The organism is Paraburkholderia sp. GAS206C, assembly GCF_050435645.1.
Classification (GTDB): Bacteria; Pseudomonadota; Gammaproteobacteria; order Burkholderiales; family Burkholderiaceae; genus Paraburkholderia; species Paraburkholderia phenazinium_B.
In genome coordinates, this window is sequence record NZ_JBNDKR010000010.1 from 302,654 (window position 1) to 323,441 (window position 20,788).

A 20,788-nucleotide genomic window follows, 5' to 3' on the forward strand; every position below is an offset into this window, starting at 1 on the left:
TCGGCGGACGCTTTCTTCTTGCCTCTGGACGAACGGTTCGAGGCACGATGGGGGGCACTCTGAGACACCTGCGGCTTCCTGACAGACTATTGGGGGAAGGCGAGATTGTAGACGAACCGCAACCGCCGACGACGATTCGACGTTGCGGACGATCAACGCAACGCCCGCTTCGGGCGCCACGCCGCCGCTGGCTCGCGCACGCTGCTATTGGTCGAACGCCGCCAGATACTCGGCCCAGTGCGACGCCGGTTCCAGTGCGAGCGAGCTTTTCACCAGAGCGATTTCGTCCGCGTATTCCTCAGCGGAGAAACCGCCACGCATCAACTGGAAGCGGCAGTACAGCAGATAGGTGTTGACGACGTCCGTCTCGCAGTAATTGCGGATTTCTTCGATCCGTCCATCCTGAAACGCGTGCCAGACCTGGCTGCCGTCCATACCGAGCTTGCCGGGAAAACCGCACATTTTTGCGAGCGCGTCGAGCGGCGCGTTGGCGCGTGTCTGGTACATCGCCAGCACGTCCATCAGATCCGTATGGCGCGCATGATAGCGGCTGATGTAGTTGTTCCACTTGAACTCGCGATCGTCCTCGCCAAGGTCCCAGAAACGGTTCGCAGGAATCCCGTTGACCAGCGCGCGATAGTTCAGCACCGGCAAATCGAAGCCGCCGCCGTTCCACGAAACGAGTTGCGGCGTGTACTTCTCGATCACGCGGTAGAACGACTGCACCAGCGCCGCTTCGCCGTCTTCCAGCGTACCGAGCGAGCGCACCCGAAAACCATTGTTGTCGCGAAACACACAGGAAATGGCCGCGATCCGTTGCAGATGGTGCGGCAGGAAATCGCTGCCGGTTTTTTCGCGGCGCGCGGCAAAGGCGTGCTCGGCGACTTCGGCGTCGGTCAGCGTGGCGGGCAAATCTTCGAGGCGGCGAATGCCGGCGACATCGGGAATCGTCTCGATGTCGAAAACAAGAATCGGTGTCATCAGTTTATAAAACGGCGTCCTTACGCACACCGTTGGAGGCAAAGAAGCGCTTCAGGCGAACCAGGGCTTCCTGCTGGATCTGGCGCACACGCTCGCGCGTGAGGCCCATTTCGTCGGCCAGCTCTTCGAGCGTGGCCGGCTCGATATGATTGAGGCCGAAGCGGCGCTCGATTACGTGACGGTGCTTGTCGGACAAACGGGCAAGCCACGCGCGCGTCAGGGTTTCCAGTTCGCGGTGCTGTACCTCGGCGTCCGGCGACTGGCTCTGGTCGTCGGACAGCAGATCGAGCAGGCTGCTGGCCGGATCGAGATCGAGCGGTGCGTCGAGCGAAGCGGTGTGTTCGTTCAGCGCGAGGATATCGGTGACTTCGTCGGTGGTCTTGCCGGTCAGATACGCGATGTCGTCGATGCTGGCGTCGCGGCGGTCAGCTGCGTCGCCGGAGTTCATCGAGTTCTTCTCCAGATGGCGCTTGGCGCGCAGCACCTGGTTGAGTTCGCGAATCACATGCACCGGCAGGCGCACGGTGCGCGCCTGATTCATGATGGCGCGCTCGATGCTCTGACGGATCCACCAGGTGGCATAAGTAGAAAACCGGAAGCCACGCGTAGGATCGAACTTCTCGATGGCGTGCATCAGGCCGAGATTACCCTCCTCGATCAGATCGAGCAGCGGCACTCCGCGGTTCAGATAACCTTTCGCGATACTGACGACGAGTCGCAGATTGCGCTCGATCATGACCTGGCGTGCCTCGAACTCGCCCGCCTTGGCCAGACGCGAGTAGCGTTGCTCTTCTTCCACCGTCAGCAGCGGCTTTACACTGATCCGGTTCAGGTAATGCTGAATCGTGTCAGCCGTGAGTTCGGCTTGCAGCAGCGCACGGAAATCGTCGGCGTCGGGCGCCGCGTCGCTGGCGCCCTCGCGGGTTTCGCCGGGCTCGTCCGCACCGGCCTGGCGCTCGTCCTGATCGCGCGCGTTATCGAGGTCGTCAACGCTATCGTCTTCGACCTCCGAAGCGACGCCGTCCTCCACCGTGACATGCGTGGCGCGGCTGATATTCTCAGACTCGGCTTGCGGCGGGCGGCGCTTCGATTTCGGCATGGTCGTATCGCTTATTGCGGCGGCAAATACTTCAGTGGGTCGACAGGTTTGCCCTGCCGGCGAACTTCGAAATGCAACATCACACGGTCCGAATCGCTATTGCCCATTTCGGCGATCTTCTGCCCCTTGGTTACCGCGTCTCCCTCTTTTACCATCAAAGCGCGGTTATGTGCATACGCCGTCAGATAAGTTGCATCATGCTTGATGATAATGAGATTGCCGTAACCGCGCAGCCCATTTCCAGCATAAACGACGCGCCCATCCGCAGCCGCTTTCACCGGATCGCCGGCAGCCCCGCCGATATTGAGGCCCTTGTTGGTCGAATCGTCGAACGTGCCGAGGATCGGACCGCGCACCGGCCAGGCAAACGCGAGACTGCTCGCGGGCGCTGCGCTCGCGTCGCCGGTGTCGCTCGCGCCGTTCTGCGGCGGGACCGACGGCGCGTTCGGACCAGCGCCGTAGGTCGGCGGCGGCGGCGCGATACTAGCCGGACCGCCCTGGCCGGGAGCCGGGTTCGGTCCAGGCGCAGGCGAGCCGCCGAGCGGCGCGGTCTGCACGCCCCCGCCCACGATCGGCGCGGTGGCCACACCCGGCGTCAGCGCGGCGACGTTCGCGCCCGGAGGCGCGACCCGCAGCAACTGATCGACCTCGATCTGGTTCGGGTTGGTCAGGTTGTTCCACGTCGCGATATCGCGATAATTCTGACCGTTCTCTAGAGCGATCCGGTAAAGCGTATCGCCCGGCTTCACCCGGTAATAGCCCGGAGGCGGCGGCCCCAGCGGCACCGGCGCCGCAGGCTGCTGCGCGGACTGGGTACCGAGGTCGCCGGATTTATCGACAACCGGCGCGTTATCGAGCCGAGTCGCACAGGCCGTCAACAGGGAGAGCGCGACCACGCACACGCTACGCTGGGCTACGGTCAGGTGGACATTCAGGCTTTTTATTTGCATCGCGCGCAACATACTCATCGGTTTCAGATCACTCCGGATTTTAAGGGTACAAAGAAAACGCGATCAAGCCTCGACTCGCGCCACTGCGCGGGTCCGGTGCGCTCGACGAGCGTAAGCACCTGCTGCGTCTGCCCATCCTGCGTACCGACCGGCGCGACGAGGCGCCCGCCGATAGCAAGCTGCTCGAGCAACGCCTGCGGCACGTCGAGCCCGGCCGCTGCGATCACGATCGCATCGAAGGGCGCGGCAGCCGGCAGTCCGATACGTCCGTCCCCGTAGTGCAGCCGGATATTCGGAATGCGCAGCGGACGCAGATTTGTCTTGGCGCGCTCGTAGAGCGGTTTGATGCGTTCAATCGAATAAACATCGCGTGCGACCTGGCTCAGCACAGCCGCCTGGTAACCGCAGCCCGTGCCGATCTCGAGCACGTTGTTAAGCGTGCGGCCGGCGGCGGCCAGTTCGATCATCCGGGCGACCACGGAAGGCTTGGAGATGGTCTGATGGTGACCGATCGGCAAAGCCGCATCCTCATAAGCCTGGGGCGCCAGGCCCGGGTCCACGAACATATGGCGCGGCACCACCGACATTGCATGCACCACGCGCTGATCGGTAATGCCGTTTGCCCGCAGGCGTTCGACCATGCGTTCGCGAACCCGTTCCGAAGTCAGCGCGAGTGCACCGTTCAAGGCCACATTGGGTGCGCCGACGCTTCGTTCCAAAGGTCGCAGTGCGACGGGCTTCGGCGGCGCGGCACGGTTGGCGAGCGTCGAAGCGGCGAGCACGGCGCCAGATTTGCTGCCGGCCGATGCCGCTGCCTTGGCGACGGGTTTGGCTACAACCGGCTTGGGCGTCGCTGGCGCAGCTTTGACGGCCGGTTTCGCCATGGGTTTGGCTACAACCTGCCTGGCTACGATCGGCTTGGCCACCGCTGGCGCCGCTTTGGCGACCGGCTTCACGACAGGTTTAACGACGACGGCGGCCGCCGCCTTGGCCGGCTGACCCGGAGCACGATTGCCCGCCGCCTCACCGCGCGCCGGCGTCTTCGCCCGCGCACCGTTTGCACGGTCGGTCGCGGCGGCGAGATTCGCCGCGCGCACTTCGCCGGGGCGCCCTTCGGGCCGACGCGGCTCGCGCACGAGATCCTCGAGGCCAAGCGGAAAGCGCTTTGCGCGCTCCTGGGTCATGAAGCGCCGCTCCCGGCGCGTAGCCACTCGCGCGTCGCGGGCAACATGGCGGTATGAGTCAGATCGAGTTGCAGCGGCGTGATCGACACATGGCCGTTGGCGACGGCGTGGAAGTCGGTACCTTCGCTCGCATCGCGCGCGCTGCCCGACGGCCCGATCCAGTAGATCGGTTCGCCGCGCGGGTTGGTCTGCGGTATTACCGGCTGCGACGGATGCCGCTTGCCGAGACGGGTGACCTGCCACTCGCCGATCTGCTCGTACGGCAGATTGGGAATGTTGACGTTCAGCAACGGGTTCCCGGGCAGCGGATGTTCGAGATAATGGGCGACGATTTCCGCGGCGACACGGGTCGCGGCGTCGAGATGTCCCCAATCCTTGTCGACCAGCGAAAATGCGATCGCCGGTACGCCGAACATGATGCCTTCGGTGGCCGCAGCAACCGTTCCGGAGTACAGCGTGTCCTCACCCATGTTCTGGCCGTTGTTGATACCGGAGACGACCAGATCGGGTCGATGGTCCAGCATGCCGGTCAGCGCGATATGCACGGAGTCGGTCGGCGTGCCGTTCACGTAGTAGAACCCCGTCGACGAGCGCAGCACGGACAGCGGCCGCGACAGCGTCAACGAGTTCGACGCGCCGCTGCAGTTCTGCTCCGGCGCCATTACAGTGACATCGGCAAATGCCTTCAACGCCTCGTAAAGCGCAGCAAGGCCGGGCGCCAGATAACCGTCGTCGTTGCTGAGTAGGATTCGCATGCGGCGATTGTAACCGAGGAAAGAAGACGCGCGAACGACACTCCAGGCATCGCGCATCAGGTATGTCACACAAGGTAAAAACGCACGATCGTTCGGCTTGATTTACACTTCAGAATACCCGGGTGAACCCCGATCGAAATGGAGACACAATGCGCGCGATTCGCTGTATTCAGTACGGGCCGCCTGAGAGCCTTGCGGTAGTCGATCTGCCCGACCTCGAGCCGCAAGCTGGCGAGGTGGTGATCGACGTCAAGGCAGCCAGCGTCAATTTTCCCGACGTGTTGATCATCGAGAACAAATACCAGTTCAAGCCGCCGCTGCCGTTCACGCCGGGCTCGGAAGTCGCCGGTATCGTGCGCGCGGTCGGCGCCGGAGTAACCCAGTTCCAGCCGGGTGCGCGGGTGGTGGCGTTCACGGGCCAGGGCGGTTTCGCTGAGCAGGCCGTGGCGCCCGCAGCGGCTTGCGTGCCGCTTGCCGCGGGCATCGACTTTTCGGTCGCGGCGGCTTTCACGCTCGCCTATGGGACGTCGCACCACGCGGTGGTCGATCGTGGCGCGTTAAAGGCCGGCGAAACGATGCTGGTGCTAGGCGCCGCGGGCGGCGTGGGGCTAGCGGCTGTGGAGATCGGCAAGGCGCTCGGCGCACGCGTGATCGCGGCGGCCTCTTCCGACGAGAAACTCGCCATCTGCGTCAAACACGGCGCCGATGCGACCATCAACTACAGCACCGAAGATCTGCGCGAGCGCATCAAGGCGCTGACCGACGGCAAAGGGCCGGACGTGATCTACGATCCGGTCGGCGGGATCTACGCCGAGCCGGCGTTTCGCAGTATCGGCTGGCGCGGCCGCTATCTCGTCGTGGGATTTGCCAACGGCGAGATTCCAAAGCTGCCGCTCAACCTGACTCTGCTGAAGGGCGCGAGCGTCGTCGGCGTGTTCTGGGGCGATTTCGCGAAGCGCGAGCCGCAGCACAACGCGGCGGCGTTCAAGGAAATGACCGGCTGGATCGGTGAAGGCAAACTGCGCCCGTACGTGTCGGCGCACTATCCGCTGGAGGAAACCGGGCGGGCGCTGCGTGAAATGGCCGAACGCCGGGTGGTCGGGAAGATTGTGATTACGCCGTAGGCGTTGATGCAGCGTTTGCTCGTCGAACATCAACGACAGCTGGAAAAAACGGCGTTCAAGGTCAATCGATCGCACGCCGTTTTTCTTCACCCAGGCTCACACGACCTGCTGCGCGTGCAGCCGCGCAATATGCTCGGCATCGTAGCCGAGCGAGCGCAAAACCTCATCCGTATGTTCGCCTAGTTCCGGCCCCAGCCAGCGTGTTTCGCCGGGCGTCCCGGAGAGCTTCGGTGTCACCGCGGGCAAGGTGATTTCCTTGCCGTCCTGCCATTTGAAGCGCTGGATCATCTGACGCGCCATGAATTGCGGATCGGTGAACATATCGGCGACGCTATAGATACGGCCCACCGGCACATCCGCGGCGTTCAGAACCTCGAGCGCTTCGTCGATCGTGCGGGTGGCAAGCCACGTGGCAATCGCCTGATCGATCTCCTGAGTGCGCGGCACGCGCCCGTCGTTGTGCGCCAGCGCGGGATCGTTGGCGAGATCTTCGCGTTCGATGGCGAGCATCAGGCGTCTGAAAATCGGATCGCTGTTGCCGCCGATCACGATGCTGCCGTCGCGGCACGGATACGTGTTCGAAGGCACGATGCCCGGCAGCGACGCGCCAGTGCGCTCGCGCACCATGCCGTAGACGCCGTACTCGGGCACCACGCTCTCCATCATGTTGAAGACCGCTTCGTAAAGCGCGACGTCGACCACCTGCCCTTTGCCGCCATTCGCCTGACGATGATGCAGCGCCATCAGCGCGCCGATTACGCCATGCAGCGCCGCGATCGAATCGCCGATCGAGATACCGATGCGCGGCGGCGGCAATTCCGGATAACCGGTGATATGACGCAGGCCGCCCATGGATTCGGCAATCGCGCCGAATCCTGGCCGGTCCCGATACGGTCCGGTCTGTCCATAGCCGGATAGACGCACCATCACGAGGCCAGGGTTTTCGGCCGACAGCACGTCATAGCCGAGCCCGAGCTTCTCGAGCAGCCCAGGGCGGAAATTCTCGACGACGATGTCCGCTTCCTTCGCCAGCCGCCGCACGATCTCCTTGCCCTCCTCGGCCTTCAGATTGATCGTCACGGATTTCTTGTTGCGGGCCTGCACAGCCCACCACAGCGACGTGCCGCCGACTTCCGGATAGAGCTTGCGCCATTTGCGCAGCGGATCGCCGCCCTTCGGATCTTCGATCTTGATCACGTCGGCACCGAACTCGCCGAGAAAACGCGCCGCGAACGGCCCCGCGATCAGCGTGCCGAGTTCGAGCACTTTCACGCCGGCCAGCGGGCCGGCGGGACGTGTCGCGTCAAGGGTTGCGCTCATGGGTCTCCTGGATGACGCCGGGCCTGGCCGCGCTACAGCGAGCGCCGGTCGAGCATTGCGCGGGCGATCGTGCCGGCGTCGACATATTCGAGCTCGCCACCCACCGGCACGCCGCGCGCGAGGCGCGTGACGGCGAGTCCGCGCGCCTTGAGCGTCTGCCCGAGGTAATGCGCGGTCGCTTCGCCTTCGTTGGTGAAATTGGTCGCGAGTACGACTTCCTTGACGATGCCATCTGACGCGCGCTTAACGAGCCGGTCGAAATGGATCTCCTTCGGTCCGATGCCGTCGAGCGGACTCAGGCGCCCCATCAGCACGAAATACAAACCGCGGTAGGTCATGGTCTGCTCGAGCATGATCTGGTCGGCCGGTGTCTCGACCACGCATAGCAGCGCCGGATCGCGCTCTTCGTCACTGCAAACCTCGCAGATCTGCGCCTCGGTGAAGGTATTGCACTTCTCGCAGTGCTGCAGATGCTCGGTCGCAAACAGCAGCGACTGGCCGAGCCTTTCCGCGCCCTCGCGGTCATGCTGCATCAGGTGATAAGCCATGCGCTGCGCGGATTTCGGCCCGACACCGGGCAGCGCGCGCAGCGCTTCGACGAGCGCCGATAAGGCGGAAGGTTGTTTCATGCGGAACCGGCGGCGTCGAAATGCGGTGTTATATCAGAACGGCAGCTTGAAGCCCGGCGGCAGCGGCAAGCCAGCGGTCATGCCACCCATTTTTTCCTGGGCGGTGGCTTCGGCCTTGCGCACGGCATCGTTGAAGGCTGCGGCGACGAGATCTTCCAGCATGTCCTTGTCGTCGGCGAGCAGGCTCGGATCGATCGTGACGCGGCGCACCTCGTTCTTGCACGTCATCGTCACCTTGACGAGACCTGCGCCCGACTGCCCTTCCACCTCGATCTGCGCGAGCTGGTCCTGCATCTTCTTCATGTTTTCCTGCATCTGCTGAGCCTGCTTCATCAGCCCGGCGAGTTGGCCTTTCATCATGGACGTGCTCCTTCTTGATAGCGTGAAATCTGGGGGTATGGCGCTATGATGCGCCGCAAATCAATGCGTTGACGGGGCGTTGCCCGCGGCATCCGGCGCGATAGGCCGGATGGATCCCGGCACGATGCTCGCGCCGAACTCGCGGATCAGCGATTGTACGAACGGGTCGGAGCCGATCTCGCGTTCAGCCTCTTTCTGGCGCTGCGCGCGGGCGGCGGCGTCGAATGCCGCAGCCGTGCGGCGCGCCGGACCGACTTCGACCAGCACGTCGAGTTCTTTGCCCAGGCGCTCGGCAAGCGCCGCCTTGAGCTTGGCGACCTGGGAGGCTTCAGCATACTGCGGGACCGGCACACTCAGTTTGAGCGTGCTGCCTTCGAGCGCCATCAGTTCGCTGTTGAAGGCGAGCTGATAGGAAATGCCCTTGAGCGCGAGGCCTACGGCAAGTGCCGGCCAGTCGCCGTTGAAACCGATGGGGTCAAGCGGGATGGCGGGCGGTAACGGGCGTGTGTCGAGCGGCACTGGTACGGCGGCTGCGGCAGCCGCTGGCACACGCACGTCGTCGGGACCTACGTCGAATACCGGCACGTAGCCGTCGTCGGGCGGGCCGAAATAATCGTCCTCGGCTGAGAGCGGCACGTAGTCGTCGGGCGGCATGTCGTCCCACGGCGCGACGGATGGTGCGCCTTGGGCACCGCCGTTGCCGTTGCCGTTGCCATTGCCGTTGTTACGCGGAGCCGCCGACGTTGACGTCGCCGACGAGCCACGAGCGGGAGCGGCTTCCTGGGTGTTGCGCGGCGCACCGGGTGTCGGCACGGGTACGTTCACGCGCGGAGCAGCGGGCTTCGCTGGAACAACCGGTGAAGGTTTGGCCGTTGCGACCGGTGTTGCGGCACTCCCGCGGCCGCGGTCCGAAGACACTTTCAGGCCAGCGCTGCGTAAAACGTCGAGCGCGGCACTGGCGCCGCCCGCGCGGCGCGGCGCGGCGTCGGCAAGCGGAGCCTCCGTGCGAACGGCGGGTGCAGGAGATGCCGGCAGCGGTACGGTTGAAGTCGCGGTGGACACAGCCGGTTCACTGTGCAACACGGCTGGCTCCGATGCACTTTCACCCCGCACTGGAAGCGCTTCTTGATCTTCGGCAAACGCCTCGGCATCCGCAACGGGAGTTTCTGCCTCTGCCGCCGAAGTCGCGGTGGCACTCGCCTCGCGTAGTGCGGCCTCTTGTGTCGGCTCAATGGCTGGTTGCAGGTTTTCTTCGGCCGGACCGGCTGCTTCAGGGACCCCTTGCCGTGCGGCCTGACCAGATTCCCGAGGAGACGCGGATTCGGCTGAGGACGGCACCAATGCGCTTTCTTGCACGTTAGCCGCGTGAGACTCTGCACCCCGAGCCACGACCGTTTCATGACCGGCGGCGTCAGCACGATCAGCAACGGCCTGGGTTGTCGACGCTGCCGCCGGCGTTACCGCGACGGCACGCGCCGCTTGCCCTTGCGACGCAGCCACAGCCGGCGAGCCACTGCGCTTCGCGCCCCCCGTACCCGACGCTCCCGCCGGACGGGTCGTGCTCGGACCGCCGCCACCGCCGCCGGTCGGAGCCGGCTCAAAGGCCAGCATCCGCAGCAGCGTCATCGTAAAGCCAGCGTATTCGTCCGGCGCGAGGCCGAGTTCGCTCCGGCCGATCGTCGCAATCTGATAGAACAACTGCACCTGCTCCGCACTCAACGCCTCGGCGAAACGGCGTAAATCCATCGCCTCGGGCCACTCATCAAGCACCGACGACGGCGCAAACTGCGCCCACGCAATCCGGTGCAGCAAGCTGGCCAGATCCTGCAACGCGGTCGAAAACGACAGGCTGCGCAGCGACATTTCATCGGCCACGGCCAACACCGCTGGACCGTCGCCATCAGCGAGCGCGTCGAGCAGACGAATCAGATAACTCTGGTCCAGCGCGCCGAGCATCCCGCGCACCGCTTCGTCGGTCACCTGATTGGCCGAATAGGCGATGGCCTGGTCGGTCAGCGAAAGCGCATCGCGCATCGAGCCGTCCGCTGCGCGCGCCAGCAGGCGCAACGCCTGCACCTCGAACGGCACGTGTTCCTCGCCGAGGATATGCTCCAGATGCGACACGATGTGCCCAGCCGGCATCTGCTTCAGATTGAATTGCAGACAGCGTGACAGGACGGTGACCGGAATCTTTTGCGGATCGGTGGTCGCAAGAATGAACTTGACGTGCGGCGGCGGTTCTTCCAGCGTCTTCAACATGGCGTTGAAGGCGTGATTCGTGAGCATGTGCACTTCGTCGATCATATAGACCTTGAAGCGCGCATCGACCGGCGCATAAACCGCTCGCTCGAGCAGTGCGGCCATTTCGTCGACGCCGCGGTTACTCGCGGCATCCATCTCCACATAATCGACAAAGCGCCCTTCGTCGATCTCCCTGCAGGCGCGACAGACGCCGCACGGCGTCGAGGTCACGCCGGTTTCGCAATTGAGCGCCTTCGCGAAGATGCGCGAGAGCGTCGTCTTGCCGACGCCGCGGGTTCCGGTAAACAGATAGGCATGGTGCAGACGCCCGCCGTCGAGCGCATGCGTGAGCGCGCGCACCACGTGCTCCTGTCCGACGAGCGAAGCGAAATCCTTCGGTCGCCATTTGCGTGCGAGAACTTGATAGGTCATCGGGAAATTGTATCAGTAACGATAGCGCGCAAAGGCGATTCGACCACGTACGGGCACGCGTCATCGCCTCATTGAAAAGAGCAACTGAACCGATAGGAAAAAATAGTGGGAAGCGAGAGTAGCGAACCGTCGAACGACGAACACACCACGAGTAGCCTGCACGCGAAGAACCGCCCAGAGGCACCGCGAATACAACGCGAGAATCGCTGAAGAAAACCGGACACCGCAGGGATCAGATACGCGCAGACCCGAAACAGGAATTTCAGGCCAATAGCGGGGCAAACTACAGAAAGAAAAAGGAAGGTGACGAGCCCGACCCTCGGCACTGGTGGAAAACGGCTGTGGCTGCTTCGTTCCCGACCTGACCAGGTTGACCGCCCCTCCATGCGAGGAGGCCCGTCACGAAAGATTCTACCATCGGTCGGCCCGCGAGGCGAAGCAAATCCCAACAAAGTTAGCTGCGAGGCCACTTGTGTTCGCCTGCGCCACCACCAGATAGAGTGTGTTACAGAGGTGGCCACGCTACCGGCAGGCCTTAGCCCTACTGGCCGCATGAGTACTATCACCACCGGCAACGCATAGCAATTTAGGCTAAACTGACGTACGAATGTCCCGTAAAGCCGAGCATTCTGCCCATTCCGGAGCACTTCGAGAGAATCGCCCGCGAATGTTCAGCACGGCTCCCTTTGCGGCAACGCGAACAGAAGTTTTCTTAGTTTGATGTATCGTGGCGAGCAATCCAGGCGGGCCTCGATCCGAGAGAGGTATACATGAGCGAACAAATCAAGCATATCAGCGACGCATCGTTCGAACAGGACGTCGTTAAATCCGACAAACCCGTGCTGCTCGATTTCTGGGCTGAATGGTGCGGTCCGTGCAAGATGATTGCGCCGATCCTCGACGAAGTCGCCAAGGACTACGGCGATCGCCTGCAGATCGCCAAGATCAATGTGGACGAACACCAGTCGACGCCGGTCAAGTTCGGCGTGCGCGGCATCCCCACGCTGATCCTCTTCAAGAACGGCGCAGTCGCGGCCCAGAAGGTCGGCGCCCTGTCGAAGTCGCAACTCACCGCGTTCCTCGACGGCAACCTGTAATCTGTTTTAATTGAAACACCGCGGTTCGTGTTGTCGCACGACAACACGAACCGTGAGAAGATACGTTTGTGCCGCGCCGGCTGAAATTGGCGTGTGCTATGCTAGAATCCGCAAAACGTCGAAAAGACGCTTAAGTCCCTGAGCGGTTCCGCTCACTCTCCTCCCAGATTTCATTTCAGGTCGCACCTTCTCCTGCGGGTTCTCCGTATGCATTTATCCGAGCTTAAGACTCTGCACGTGTCCGAATTGATCGAGATGGCCAATGGCCTCGAGATCGAAAGTGCGAACCGCCTGCGCAAGCAGGAATTGATGTTCGCCATTCTTAAAAAGCGCGCCAAAACTGGCGAAACGATTTTCGGCGACGGCACGCTCGAGGTGCTGCCTGACGGCTTCGGCTTCCTGCGCTCGCCGGAAACCTCCTATCTGGCGAGTACGGACGATATTTATATCAGCCCGTCGCAAATCCGCCGCTTCAACCTGCATACCGGCGACACGATCGAAGGTGAAGTCCGCACGCCGAAAGACGGCGAGCGTTATTTCGCGCTGGTGAAGGTCGACAAGGTCAACGGCCAGCCGCCGGAAGCCTCGAAGCACAAGATCATGTTCGAGAACTTGACGCCGCTGCACCCGAACAAGGTGCTGCTGCTCGAGCGTGAGATGCGCGGCGAAGAAAACGTGACCGGCCGCATCATCGACATGATCGCGCCGATCGGCAAGGGCCAGCGCGGTCTGCTGGTGGCATCGCCGAAGTCCGGTAAAACCGTGATGCTTCAGCACATCGCACACGCGATCAAGCAGAACCATCCGGATGTCATCCTGTTCGTGCTGCTGATCGACGAGCGCCCGGAAGAAGTGACCGAAATGCAGCGTTCGGTGGCCGGCGAAGTGATCGCCTCCACGTTCGACGAACCGGCTGCGCGTCACGTCCAGGTCGCCGAAATGGTGATCGAAAAGGCCAAGCGCCTCGTCGAAATGAAAAACGACGTGGTGATTCTGCTGGACTCGATCACGCGTCTCGCTCGTGCCTACAACACCGTGGTGCCGGCTTCGGGCAAGGTGCTCACGGGTGGTGTGGACGCCAACGCGCTGCAACGTCCGAAGCGCTTCTTCGGCGCGGCCCGTAACATCGAGGAAGGCGGCTCGCTCACCATCATCGGTACGGCGCTGATCGAGACGGGTAGCCGCATGGACGACGTGATCTACGAAGAGTTCAAGGGCACCGGCAACATGGAAGTGCACCTCGAGCGCCGTCTGGCTGAAAAGCGTGTGTACCCTTCGATCAATCTGAACAAGTCCGGTACGCGTCGCGAAGAGCTGCTGATCAAGCCGGAAGTTCTGCAAAAGATCTGGGTGCTGCGCAAGTTCATTCACGACATGGACGAAGTCGAGTCGATGGAATTCCTGCTCGACAAGATCCGTCAGACGAAGAGCAATTCCGAGTTCTTCGACATGATGCGTCGAGGCGGCGGCAGCTGATAGCCGGCCTGCACATTGCCGGCACGTTGTAGTACGTAACGCGTCGCGCTCGCAAAAACCGCCTGTCTTTTCGCAGGCGGTTTTTTTTCGCCCTTGCCCTCGCCCTCGTCGAATTTCTCACCTTCGGACTCAGATTGCCTGGCGTGAGATGCACTGCCGGGCACGGCAGAGTGCCGCCTCAACCTGTACGTGAACGTTCACGTTGCACTATAATAAGCACACCGCCTCCAAACCGCGCCATAACCTCATGTCAAAGGACCGCCCCATCCTGCTCACCGTGCGCGACGCCGCCGAGCGACTGAACGTCACGCCGCGTACGCTCAAGTACTACGAGGAACGCGGGCTCGTTTCGCCCACGCGCAGCGAGGGGCGCTACCGCCTCTACGACGAAGATGACCTCGAGCGTTTCGCCCGCATCCTGCGACTGCGTTCGCTAGGTTTTTCCCTGCACGGCATCACCGAGATGCTCAAGCGCCCGCTCGAACCGGATGAAAGCGGCAGCAACCGCTTTTCCACCGACTCGCTGCAAGAGATTCGGGACGCACTCGCGCAACAGATCAATGCGCTCGACGCACGCGTTGAAGCCATGCGCCGTGAATTGAAAGAAGCGCAAACGCTGAAGGGCGAACTCGCCCATGACCTCGATTACGTCGAGCGGCGCCTCGCCGGTGAAAACGCCGATGCACTGCTCAAACAGCGCCGGGAAGCACACGCAAAGCGTTCGCTGAAGAAACCCAAAACGCCGGACGAACCGGCATGAGTACCGTGTCGACCCGCGTGCCGCTGTTCAGCGTCGAAAAGCTGCGCGGCGACTTCTTCCCCTGGGTGCTGGCCGTCGTCACCGGGCTCGACTATTTCGACAACGCCATCTTCTCGTTCTTCACGAGCTACATCGCCGGCGGCGTCAATGCGTCGCCCGACGAACTCGTGTGGTCTTCGAGCGCCTATGCCGTGGCCGCCGTGCTCGGCATCCTGCAACAGCAATGGTGGGTTGAGCGCTTCGGCTACCGTCGCTATGTCGCCGGCTGCATGCTGCTGTATTCGGCGGGTGCCGTCGCCGCGGCGCTGTGCGAAACCTCCTTCGAACTTGCCTTCGCGCGCGGCTTCCAGGGCTACTTCATCGGCCCGATGATGGGCACCTGCCGCATCCTGATCCAGATCAGTTTCACGACGCAACAACGCCCGATTGCCACGCGAGCCTTTCTGCTTTTGATCGTGCTGAGCAGCGCGCTCGCACCGCTCGTCGGCGGCCAACTGGTTGCGCATTTTGACTGGCGCGCGCTGTTCGCCTGCACCGCACCGGTGGGCGTTCTGTTCGCCATCCTCGTGTTGCTCGCGCTGCCGGACTCGGGCGATCGCCAGCCGGAAGAGCGCGGCTCGGCGCACTTCTGGCCATATATGATCTTCGCGTTCGCGCAAGGCGCACTGCAAATCGTCATGCAGCAACTGCGCTTCCAGCTATTCACCAGCTCGCCCGGATTGATCCTGCTGACTATCCTCGGCGTCGGCGCCCTCGTCTGGTTTGCTTATCACCAATGGCACGAACCGAACCCGCTGGTGCGGCTGCACGCTTTGCGCGAGAAGACCTTTCAGGCCGGCATCGTGCTCTACATGTTCTATTACTACCAATCGACCGCTTTCAGCTATCTGATCTCACGTTTCCTCGAAAGCGGCCTCGGCTATCCCGTGGAGAACACCGGGCGCCTCGTCGGCGTGACCTCACTGATTTCAGCCAGCGCGTTGTTCGTCTATCTGCGCTACTCGAAGCTGTTGCCGCGCAAGAAGTGGATCATCGTGCCCGGCTTCGCGCTCGCCGCCTTCGCCGCGGCGTGGATGACGCGCATGGAGCCCGGCGTCGGTGAGAGCGCCCTGCTCGTGCCGCTGCTGCTGCGCGGCCTGCTGTTACTGTTTATCGTGCTGCCGGTTGCCAATCTGACGTTTAGAATCTTCGCTATCGAGGAATTCACGCACGGCTACCGGCTCAAAAACATCGTGCGGCAATTGACGATCTCGTTTGCCACGGCGTCGATGATCATCATCGAACAGCACCGTGAAGCGTTGCATCAGGCGCGGCTCGCCGAGTTCGTCAATCCGTTCAATCCGGTGTTCCAGAACACGCTCGCTGTGCTGACCAACGGCTTCGCGGCGAGCGGCCGCTCGCTCGCCGACGCGCACGCACTGGCGATGGGACAGATCGCCCGGACGGTTGCGCAGCAGGCAAGCTTTCTGACCTCGCTCGATGGTTTCTATTACCTGATTGGCGTAGCGGTCTGCGGTGGAATTTTCGCCGCGTGGCAAAAACAGATCGACTGAGCGATGTTATCGAAACTCACTAACTGGTTTGACTCGCGCCGCCGCGAGCGCGCGCTGCGCGACCATGCGATCGACGATCCGCTCTGGCAGGCCACGCTTGCTGGATTGCCTTTCCTCGCCCATCTGGACGCGGATGACCTCGTGCGGCTGCGCGAACTGAGCAGCCTGTTCCTCGCGCAGAAGGAATTCTCCACCGCGCACGGACTTGAACTGACTGACCCGATGACCGCCGCGATCGCCGCCCAGGCCTGTCTGCCAGTATTGAACCTCGGGCTGGACCTGTATCGCGGATGGGTGGGCGTGATCGTCTATCCAGGCGAATTCGTGATCCGCAAGACGGTCGAGGACGAAGACGGCGTCGTACATGAGGTCGAGCACGACGCCAGCGGCGAAGCCTGGGAAGGCGGCCCGGTAGTCCTCTCCTGGGAGGACGCGCAGATGACGGACGGATCGGACGCGTATAACGTCGTCATCCACGAATTCGCCCACAAGATCGACATGCTGACGGGCGAAGCCGACGGTCACCCGCCGCTATTCCGGCGCTGGCACGCTCCACTCGATGCCGCCGCCTGGGCCGATGTGTTCGACCACGCCTACGATCACTTCTGCAACCGCGTCGACGCGGTCCCCGAACGCCGCTGGGCGCGCTTCGAGCGGGAATCGCTGATCGACCCGTACGCGGCGGACCATCCATCGGAATTTTTTGCCGTTTGCAGCGAAGCGCTATTTGTCCAGCCCCACGCCTTCGAGGCCGAGTATCCCGAGCTATACCGGCTGCTGGCCCGCTATTACCGGCAGGACCCGGCCCGCGTAGGCGCTCTGCAAGCGCAAGCCGGCTAGCAGGGGCGCGGGCACGGGCACGCCACACAGCGAAACCGCCCGCCAGCTGGCGAAAAACCTCCGGAAAAGTCGTCAACCAACTGATTTTCTGGCATAATCGCCGTTTTTCGACCTTAGGCAAGTGGCTCGCGCCAAAATGCTTTCGCGAATCCAGTAGAGATTTTGCGACTGCACGCGGGTTGGCTACCGCCAGACTAGAGGATTTACCATGAAAGAAGGCATTCACCCCGATTACCGCGAAGTCCTGTTCGTCGACATGTCGATCGACTTCAAGTTTGTGACCCGCTCGACCATCCAGACGCGCGAAACCGGCGAATTCGAAGGCAAGACCTACCCGCTCGCCAAGATCGAAGTGTCGTCGGAATCGCATCCGTTCTACACGGGTCAGCAAAAGATCATGGACACGGCAGGCCGCGTCGAGAAGTTCAACAAGAAGTTCGGCACGCGCGCTACCGGCAAGGCAGCGAAGTAATACCCGCGTCGTCGCTGGCCATAGGCCGGACGGGTGCTCAGGCACCAGCACAGAAGGGCAGCGTAAGCTGCCCTTTTTTGTCACCGGCGTTGCTAATGTCAATGGCTTTGTCACCCGACGTACGGCAAGCGGGCCGCCACCACGCTGCCACTACGCAACGACCACACGACATCACGCGCGTCCACCCATGGCCCTATCCGGACGTTCACTGCATGGTTACAGCACTTCGCACAACGTTGCGCTCTGTTACCGGTCGTGACGCGCGCGCTGCGCCACGTCTACAATGCCGGATGCTGCGAATCGGCCATGCTGCCGGGCACCCTGCCCCGCGCCGGCCGACGCCCCTATCCGAGATCAACAAATCCGCATGAGATCAGTCGTTCGCCTCACTGCATCCGCCACGAGCGCCCTGCCGCGCTGGCTGTTGCTGACCCTCAGTATCATCTACGCCGCGTTCGGCCTGTTCGGCCGCGATCCGTGGAAGAACGAGGATGCGGCCGGTTTCGGCGTCATGTGGACGATGGCCAAAGGCAACGCGCACGACTGGCTGTTTCCCAACCTGGTCGGCAAATACCTCACCGATAACGGACCGCTCGGCTACTGGCTCGGCGCCAGTTCGATCCGCGCGCTGGCGCCATGGGTCGATGCAAGCAATGCTTCGCGCGTCTTTACCGGCCTGCTGTTTTGCGGCGCCTGCGCGTTCGTCTGGTACGCGGCCTATCTGCTCGGCCGCCGCCCCGAGGTTCAGCCGTTCAAATACGCATTCGGCGGCGAGCCGGAACCGCGTGACTACGGCCGCACGCTCGCCGACGGCGCGCTGCTGATCCTGCTCGCCTGCTTCGGCCTTGCTGAGCGTGGCCACGAAACCACGCCGCAACTGGCGCAGTTCGTCTGCATCGCGATGCTCGTCTACGGCCTCGTGCGGATGATCGATAAGCCGATCCAGGGCGCGCTGGTATGGGGTCTTGCACTCGGTCTCGTCGCGCTGGCGAGCAACCCCGTGCTGGTGGCCGCGTTGCTGGTGGGCACGCTCGCCATGACCATCATCGTGCCCGAGACACGCACGCGCTGGCTCATGCTTGCGGGCTTGCCGGTTGCCCTCGTGGTGTCGCTGTCGTGGCCGGTAGCGGCCCTCTCCGCCTACCCGGACGACGCCGTCTGGTATCTCAATCAATGGGTGAGCACGAGTCTCAACGCCTTCGCCGGCCCGCCCGGCTCGGTGGCCCGCTACGCGCTGAAAAACCTGCCGCTTTTCACCTGGCCCGCCTGGCCGCTGGCAATCTGGTCGTGGTTTAGCTGGTCCGGTCTGCGGCGTGCGCCGCACGTCGCCATTCCGGTCTCGGTGATCACGCCGCTGTTGATCCTCGTGGTGCTGCAGAGCCATCAGACCAACCTGCTGTTCATGCTGTTGCTGCCCGCCCTCGCGGTGCTCGCGACCTTCGCGCTGCCTACGCTCAATCGCGGCACCATCAATGCGATCGACTGGTTTGCGCTCCTCAGCTTCACGATCCTCGGCAGCACCGTCTGGCTCTTCTGGATTGCGGGTCTCACCGGCTTCCCCGCGCCACTCGCCCGAAATATGGCGCGTTATGCGCCGGGGTTCGTTCCGCAGTTCAAGATGATCTCGTTCGTCTGTGCGGTCGCAGTGACGGTATGCTGGTTCGTGCTGGTTCGCTGGCGCCTCGCACGTCATCCGAAAGTGCTGTGGCGCAGCGTGGTGCTCTCGAGCGCTGGCACGACGCTGATGTGGGTGCTGGTGATGACGCTGTGGCTGCCCATCATCAACTACAGCCGGACCTATAAGGATGTGGCCGAGCAGATTGCCAGCCACCTGCCTGACGACTATAGCTGCATCTCGCCGGTACGCCTCGGCAACGCGCAGATCGCGACGTTCGCCTACTTCGGTCACATGCATTTCGCGTTCGATCAAGACTGCGATGTGATCCTGCGCCAGGACACCCAGGACTACGGCGAGCCCAGTTCGATGTCGAACTTCGTCTGGAAGCTGGTTTGGGAAGGCCGCCGGGTTGCCGACCGCGACGAACGCTTCCGCCTGTATGTGCGTATCGACCGCCCGAAGCCGCCCGTCACACACCGCGCCTGGCGCCCGAAGCGCGGCGCCGCGGCCTCTGCGGACTGACGATGTTCGCCGATGTGCGCAAAATCGCCGGGCTCGCGTGGCCTGTGCTGATCGGCCAGTTGGCCATCATCGCCTTCGGCGTCATGGATACGGCGATGGTGGGCCGCTATTCAGCAGTCGATCTCGCGGCGCTCGGCCTTGGCTCGTCGATCTACATCTCGGTCTATATCGGCCTGACCGGCATCCTCACCGCGCTGCAGCCGATTGCGGGCCAACTCTATGGCGCGCGCCAGTACCCTGAGATCGGCGAGCAGGTACGCCAGTCGCTATGGCTCGCCTTCGCGCTGATGATCATCGGCTTCCTGATCCTGTATTTCCCCGGCCCGCTGCTGCATCTCGCGCGGGTGCCGGCCGCGCTGTATGAACGCACGCTCGCCTATCTGCAGATCCTCGCGTTCGGTTTGCCGGCTGGTCTCGTGTTTCGCGTCTACGGCTCGCTCGCCAATGCAGTTGGCAAACCGCGGCTCGTGATGATCCTGCAGATTGGCGCCTTGCTGCTGAAGGTTCCGCTCAACCTGTGGTTCATCTTCGGTGGCCTGGGCGTGCCGGCGCTCGGCGGTCCGGGATGCGCGCTCGCCAGCACCGGCATTAACTGGATGCTCGCGATCGTCGGCATGCTGCTGATGAGCAGGATCGATGTGTTCAAGCCTTTTGGGATCTTTTCGCGCTTCTGCTGGCCGGAGTGGCACCGTCAGGTCGCGCAACTCAAGCTCGGCATTCCGATGGGACTCTCGTATCTGATCGAAGTCACCTCGTACACGTTCATGGCGCTGTTTATCGCACGCTTCGGCACGACGACGCTCGCGGGACATCAGATCGCCGGTAACGTCGGCGCGGTGTTGTACATGACGCCACTGTCGATCGGTATCGCTACCTCCACACTCGTGGCCCAGGCGCTCGGCGCGCATCGGCCAGAAGCGGCGCGCACGCTGTCACGCCACGGCATCTTGATGGCGGTGATGATCGCGTGCAGCTATGGGGCGATCGTTCTGGCGCTGCGGCCGCTCATCATCGAAGGCTATACGCCCAATGCACAGGTCGCGGCAGCCGCCATGCCGCTCGTCTTGATCGTGGTCTTCTATCACGTGTTCGATTCGCTGCAGGTGACCACCGCCTTCGTACTGCGCGCCTACAAGGTGGCGGTCATCCCGACTGTGATCTATGCGGTCGCGCTGTGGGGCGTCGGGCTGGGCGGCGGGTATCTGCTCGGCTTCGACATTGGCGGCTCAATACCTGTCTGGCTCACGGGCGCACGCGGGTTCTGGTTCGCCAACATGGCGAGCCTGGGTATCGCCGGGTCCGGTCTTTTGATTTACCTGCGCACGGTAAGCCGGCGGCATCTTCGTACCGGCGTCGAGGCATAGCCGGATAACGC

At 62.9% G+C, this 20,788-nt stretch carries 18 protein-coding genes and 1 other RNA gene; 9 read left to right on the forward strand and 10 right to left on the reverse strand.

Annotated elements, in window-relative coordinates; genetic code table 11:
- Positions 1–204: 204 nt before the first annotated feature.
- From P3T20_RS28095 to surE, 5 genes are read right to left on the reverse strand one after another with little or no spacing between them, the layout of a single operon-like run.
- Positions 205–981, reverse strand: coding sequence for a 3'-5' exonuclease (locus tag P3T20_RS28095; protein ID WP_074264811.1), 777 nt, complete (start codon positions 979–981; stop codon positions 205–207).
- Between the two features lie 4 nt (positions 982–985).
- Positions 986–2,080 (reverse strand): RNA polymerase sigma factor RpoS, encoded by a 1,095-nt coding sequence (gene rpoS, locus P3T20_RS28100; RefSeq protein ID WP_074264812.1) that lies wholly within the window; start codon positions 2,078–2,080, stop codon positions 986–988.
- Between the two features lie 11 nt (positions 2,081–2,091).
- Positions 2,092–3,048 (reverse strand): peptidoglycan DD-metalloendopeptidase family protein, encoded by a 957-nt coding sequence (locus tag P3T20_RS28105; protein WP_074264813.1) that lies wholly within the window; start codon positions 3,046–3,048, stop codon positions 2,092–2,094.
- 5 nt (positions 3,049–3,053) lie between these two features.
- The gene (locus P3T20_RS28110; RefSeq protein ID WP_074264814.1) at positions 3,054–4,214 is read right to left on the reverse strand and encodes a protein-L-isoaspartate(D-aspartate) O-methyltransferase; all 1,161 of its coding nucleotides are present in this window, start codon (positions 4,212–4,214) and stop codon (positions 3,054–3,056) included.
- Positions 4,211–4,969: a 5'/3'-nucleotidase SurE gene (surE, locus tag P3T20_RS28115; RefSeq protein ID WP_074266093.1), complete on the reverse strand. Its 759-nt coding sequence runs from the start codon at positions 4,967–4,969 to the stop codon at positions 4,211–4,213. The genes P3T20_RS28110 and surE overlap by 4 nt, the downstream gene beginning before the upstream one ends.
- Positions 4,970–5,118: 149 nt before the next feature.
- On the opposite strand from surE, the gene P3T20_RS28120 reads away from it, so the two are divergent.
- Entirely contained in the window at positions 5,119–6,093 is a 975-nt protein-coding gene (locus P3T20_RS28120; RefSeq protein ID WP_074264815.1) for an NADPH:quinone oxidoreductase family protein, read from the forward strand.
- Between the two features lie 96 nt (positions 6,094–6,189).
- Here P3T20_RS28120 and P3T20_RS28125 read toward each other — a convergent pair whose 3' ends face one another.
- The 5 genes from P3T20_RS28125 to ffs all read right to left on the reverse strand — a co-directional run bounded on the left by P3T20_RS28125 (position 6,190) and on the right by ffs (position 11,476).
- Positions 6,190–7,413, reverse strand: a complete 1,224-nt coding sequence (locus tag P3T20_RS28125) for a CaiB/BaiF CoA transferase family protein (RefSeq protein WP_074264816.1) — start codon at positions 7,411–7,413, stop codon at positions 6,190–6,192.
- Positions 7,414–7,445: 32 nt separating this feature from the next.
- Positions 7,446–8,042 carry a recombination mediator RecR gene (gene recR, locus P3T20_RS28130; RefSeq protein ID WP_074264817.1) on the reverse strand — a complete coding sequence of 199 codons (597 nt, stop codon included), beginning with the start codon at positions 8,040–8,042 and terminating at the stop codon, positions 7,446–7,448.
- Positions 8,043–8,075: 33 nt separating this feature from the next.
- Entirely contained in the window at positions 8,076–8,402 is a 327-nt protein-coding gene (locus P3T20_RS28135) for a YbaB/EbfC family nucleoid-associated protein (protein ID WP_074264818.1), read from the reverse strand.
- Positions 8,403–8,462: 60 nt separating this feature from the next.
- Positions 8,463–11,075, reverse strand: a complete 2,613-nt coding sequence (locus P3T20_RS28140) for a DNA polymerase III subunit gamma/tau (protein WP_074264819.1) — start codon at positions 11,073–11,075, stop codon at positions 8,463–8,465.
- Between the two features lie 302 nt (positions 11,076–11,377).
- An RNA gene (gene ffs / locus P3T20_RS28145) (signal recognition particle sRNA small type) lies at positions 11,378–11,476 on the reverse strand.
- Positions 11,477–11,845: 369 nt separating this feature from the next.
- On the opposite strand from ffs, the gene trxA reads away from it, so the two are divergent.
- The 8 genes from trxA to P3T20_RS28185 all read left to right on the forward strand — a co-directional run bounded on the left by trxA (position 11,846) and on the right by P3T20_RS28185 (position 20,777).
- On the forward strand, positions 11,846–12,172 hold the full coding sequence (trxA, locus tag P3T20_RS28150; protein ID WP_074264820.1) for a thioredoxin TrxA: 327 nt from the start codon (positions 11,846–11,848) through the stop codon (positions 12,170–12,172).
- A gap of 207 nt (positions 12,173–12,379) precedes the next feature.
- A complete protein-coding gene (gene rho, locus P3T20_RS28155; protein WP_074264821.1) occupies positions 12,380–13,648 on the forward strand; it encodes a transcription termination factor Rho in 1,269 nt (422 codons plus the stop codon).
- Positions 13,649–13,895: 247 nt separating this feature from the next.
- The gene (locus P3T20_RS28160) at positions 13,896–14,408 is read left to right on the forward strand and encodes a MerR family transcriptional regulator (RefSeq protein ID WP_074264822.1); all 513 of its coding nucleotides are present in this window, start codon (positions 13,896–13,898) and stop codon (positions 14,406–14,408) included.
- Positions 14,405–15,961, forward strand: a complete 1,557-nt coding sequence (locus P3T20_RS28165; protein WP_074264823.1) for an MFS transporter — start codon at positions 14,405–14,407, stop codon at positions 15,959–15,961. Before P3T20_RS28160 ends, P3T20_RS28165 begins: the two co-directional genes overlap by 4 nt.
- Before the next feature lie 3 nt (positions 15,962–15,964).
- The gene (locus P3T20_RS28170) at positions 15,965–16,801 is read left to right on the forward strand and encodes a zinc-dependent peptidase (RefSeq protein ID WP_074264824.1); all 837 of its coding nucleotides are present in this window, start codon (positions 15,965–15,967) and stop codon (positions 16,799–16,801) included.
- A gap of 208 nt (positions 16,802–17,009) precedes the next feature.
- The gene (locus P3T20_RS28175; protein WP_074264825.1) at positions 17,010–17,273 is read left to right on the forward strand and encodes a type B 50S ribosomal protein L31; all 264 of its coding nucleotides are present in this window, start codon (positions 17,010–17,012) and stop codon (positions 17,271–17,273) included.
- A gap of 367 nt (positions 17,274–17,640) precedes the next feature.
- The gene (locus P3T20_RS28180; RefSeq protein ID WP_074264826.1) at positions 17,641–19,413 is read left to right on the forward strand and encodes an ArnT family glycosyltransferase; all 1,773 of its coding nucleotides are present in this window, start codon (positions 17,641–17,643) and stop codon (positions 19,411–19,413) included.
- Positions 19,414–19,415: 2 nt separating this feature from the next.
- Entirely contained in the window at positions 19,416–20,777 is a 1,362-nt protein-coding gene (locus P3T20_RS28185) for an MATE family efflux transporter (protein WP_074264827.1), read from the forward strand.
- The last annotated feature ends 11 nt before the right edge of the window (positions 20,778–20,788 follow it).

Excerpts from the sequence above, each read along its gene's own strand:
- P3T20_RS28175 (WP_074264825.1), top strand. The coding sequence starts at position 17,010 with ATGAAAGAAGGCATTCACCCCGATTACCGCGAAGTCCTGTTCGTCGAC.
- rho (WP_074264821.1), top strand. The coding sequence starts at position 12,380 with ATGCATTTATCCGAGCTTAAGACTCTGCACGTGTCCGAATTGATCGAG.
- P3T20_RS28140 (WP_074264819.1), bottom strand. The coding sequence starts at position 11,075 with ATGACCTATCAAGTTCTCGCACGCAAATGGCGACCGAAGGATTTCGCT.
- P3T20_RS28170 (WP_074264824.1), top strand. The coding sequence starts at position 15,965 with ATGTTATCGAAACTCACTAACTGGTTTGACTCGCGCCGCCGCGAGCGC.
- P3T20_RS28135 (WP_074264818.1), bottom strand. The coding sequence starts at position 8,402 with ATGATGAAAGGCCAACTCGCCGGGCTGATGAAGCAGGCTCAGCAGATG.
- rpoS (WP_074264812.1), bottom strand. The coding sequence starts at position 2,080 with ATGCCGAAATCGAAGCGCCGCCCGCCGCAAGCCGAGTCTGAGAATATC.
- P3T20_RS28125 (WP_074264816.1), bottom strand. The coding sequence starts at position 7,413 with ATGAGCGCAACCCTTGACGCGACACGTCCCGCCGGCCCGCTGGCCGGC.
- surE (WP_074266093.1), bottom strand. The coding sequence starts at position 4,969 with ATGCGAATCCTACTCAGCAACGACGACGGTTATCTGGCGCCCGGCCTT.
- P3T20_RS28110 (WP_074264814.1), bottom strand. The coding sequence starts at position 4,214 with ATGACCCAGGAGCGCGCAAAGCGCTTTCCGCTTGGCCTCGAGGATCTC.
- P3T20_RS28095 (WP_074264811.1), bottom strand. The coding sequence starts at position 981 with ATGACACCGATTCTTGTTTTCGACATCGAGACGATTCCCGATGTCGCC.
- P3T20_RS28120 (WP_074264815.1), top strand. The coding sequence starts at position 5,119 with ATGCGCGCGATTCGCTGTATTCAGTACGGGCCGCCTGAGAGCCTTGCG.
- P3T20_RS28105 (WP_074264813.1), bottom strand. The coding sequence starts at position 3,048 with ATGAGTATGTTGCGCGCGATGCAAATAAAAAGCCTGAATGTCCACCTG.
- P3T20_RS28185 (WP_074264827.1), top strand. The coding sequence starts at position 19,416 with ATGTTCGCCGATGTGCGCAAAATCGCCGGGCTCGCGTGGCCTGTGCTG.
- P3T20_RS28180 (WP_074264826.1), top strand. The coding sequence starts at position 17,641 with ATGAGATCAGTCGTTCGCCTCACTGCATCCGCCACGAGCGCCCTGCCG.
- trxA (WP_074264820.1), top strand. The coding sequence starts at position 11,846 with ATGAGCGAACAAATCAAGCATATCAGCGACGCATCGTTCGAACAGGAC.
- recR (WP_074264817.1), bottom strand. The coding sequence starts at position 8,042 with ATGAAACAACCTTCCGCCTTATCGGCGCTCGTCGAAGCGCTGCGCGCG.
- P3T20_RS28160 (WP_074264822.1), top strand. The coding sequence starts at position 13,896 with ATGTCAAAGGACCGCCCCATCCTGCTCACCGTGCGCGACGCCGCCGAG.
- P3T20_RS28165 (WP_074264823.1), top strand. The coding sequence starts at position 14,405 with ATGAGTACCGTGTCGACCCGCGTGCCGCTGTTCAGCGTCGAAAAGCTG.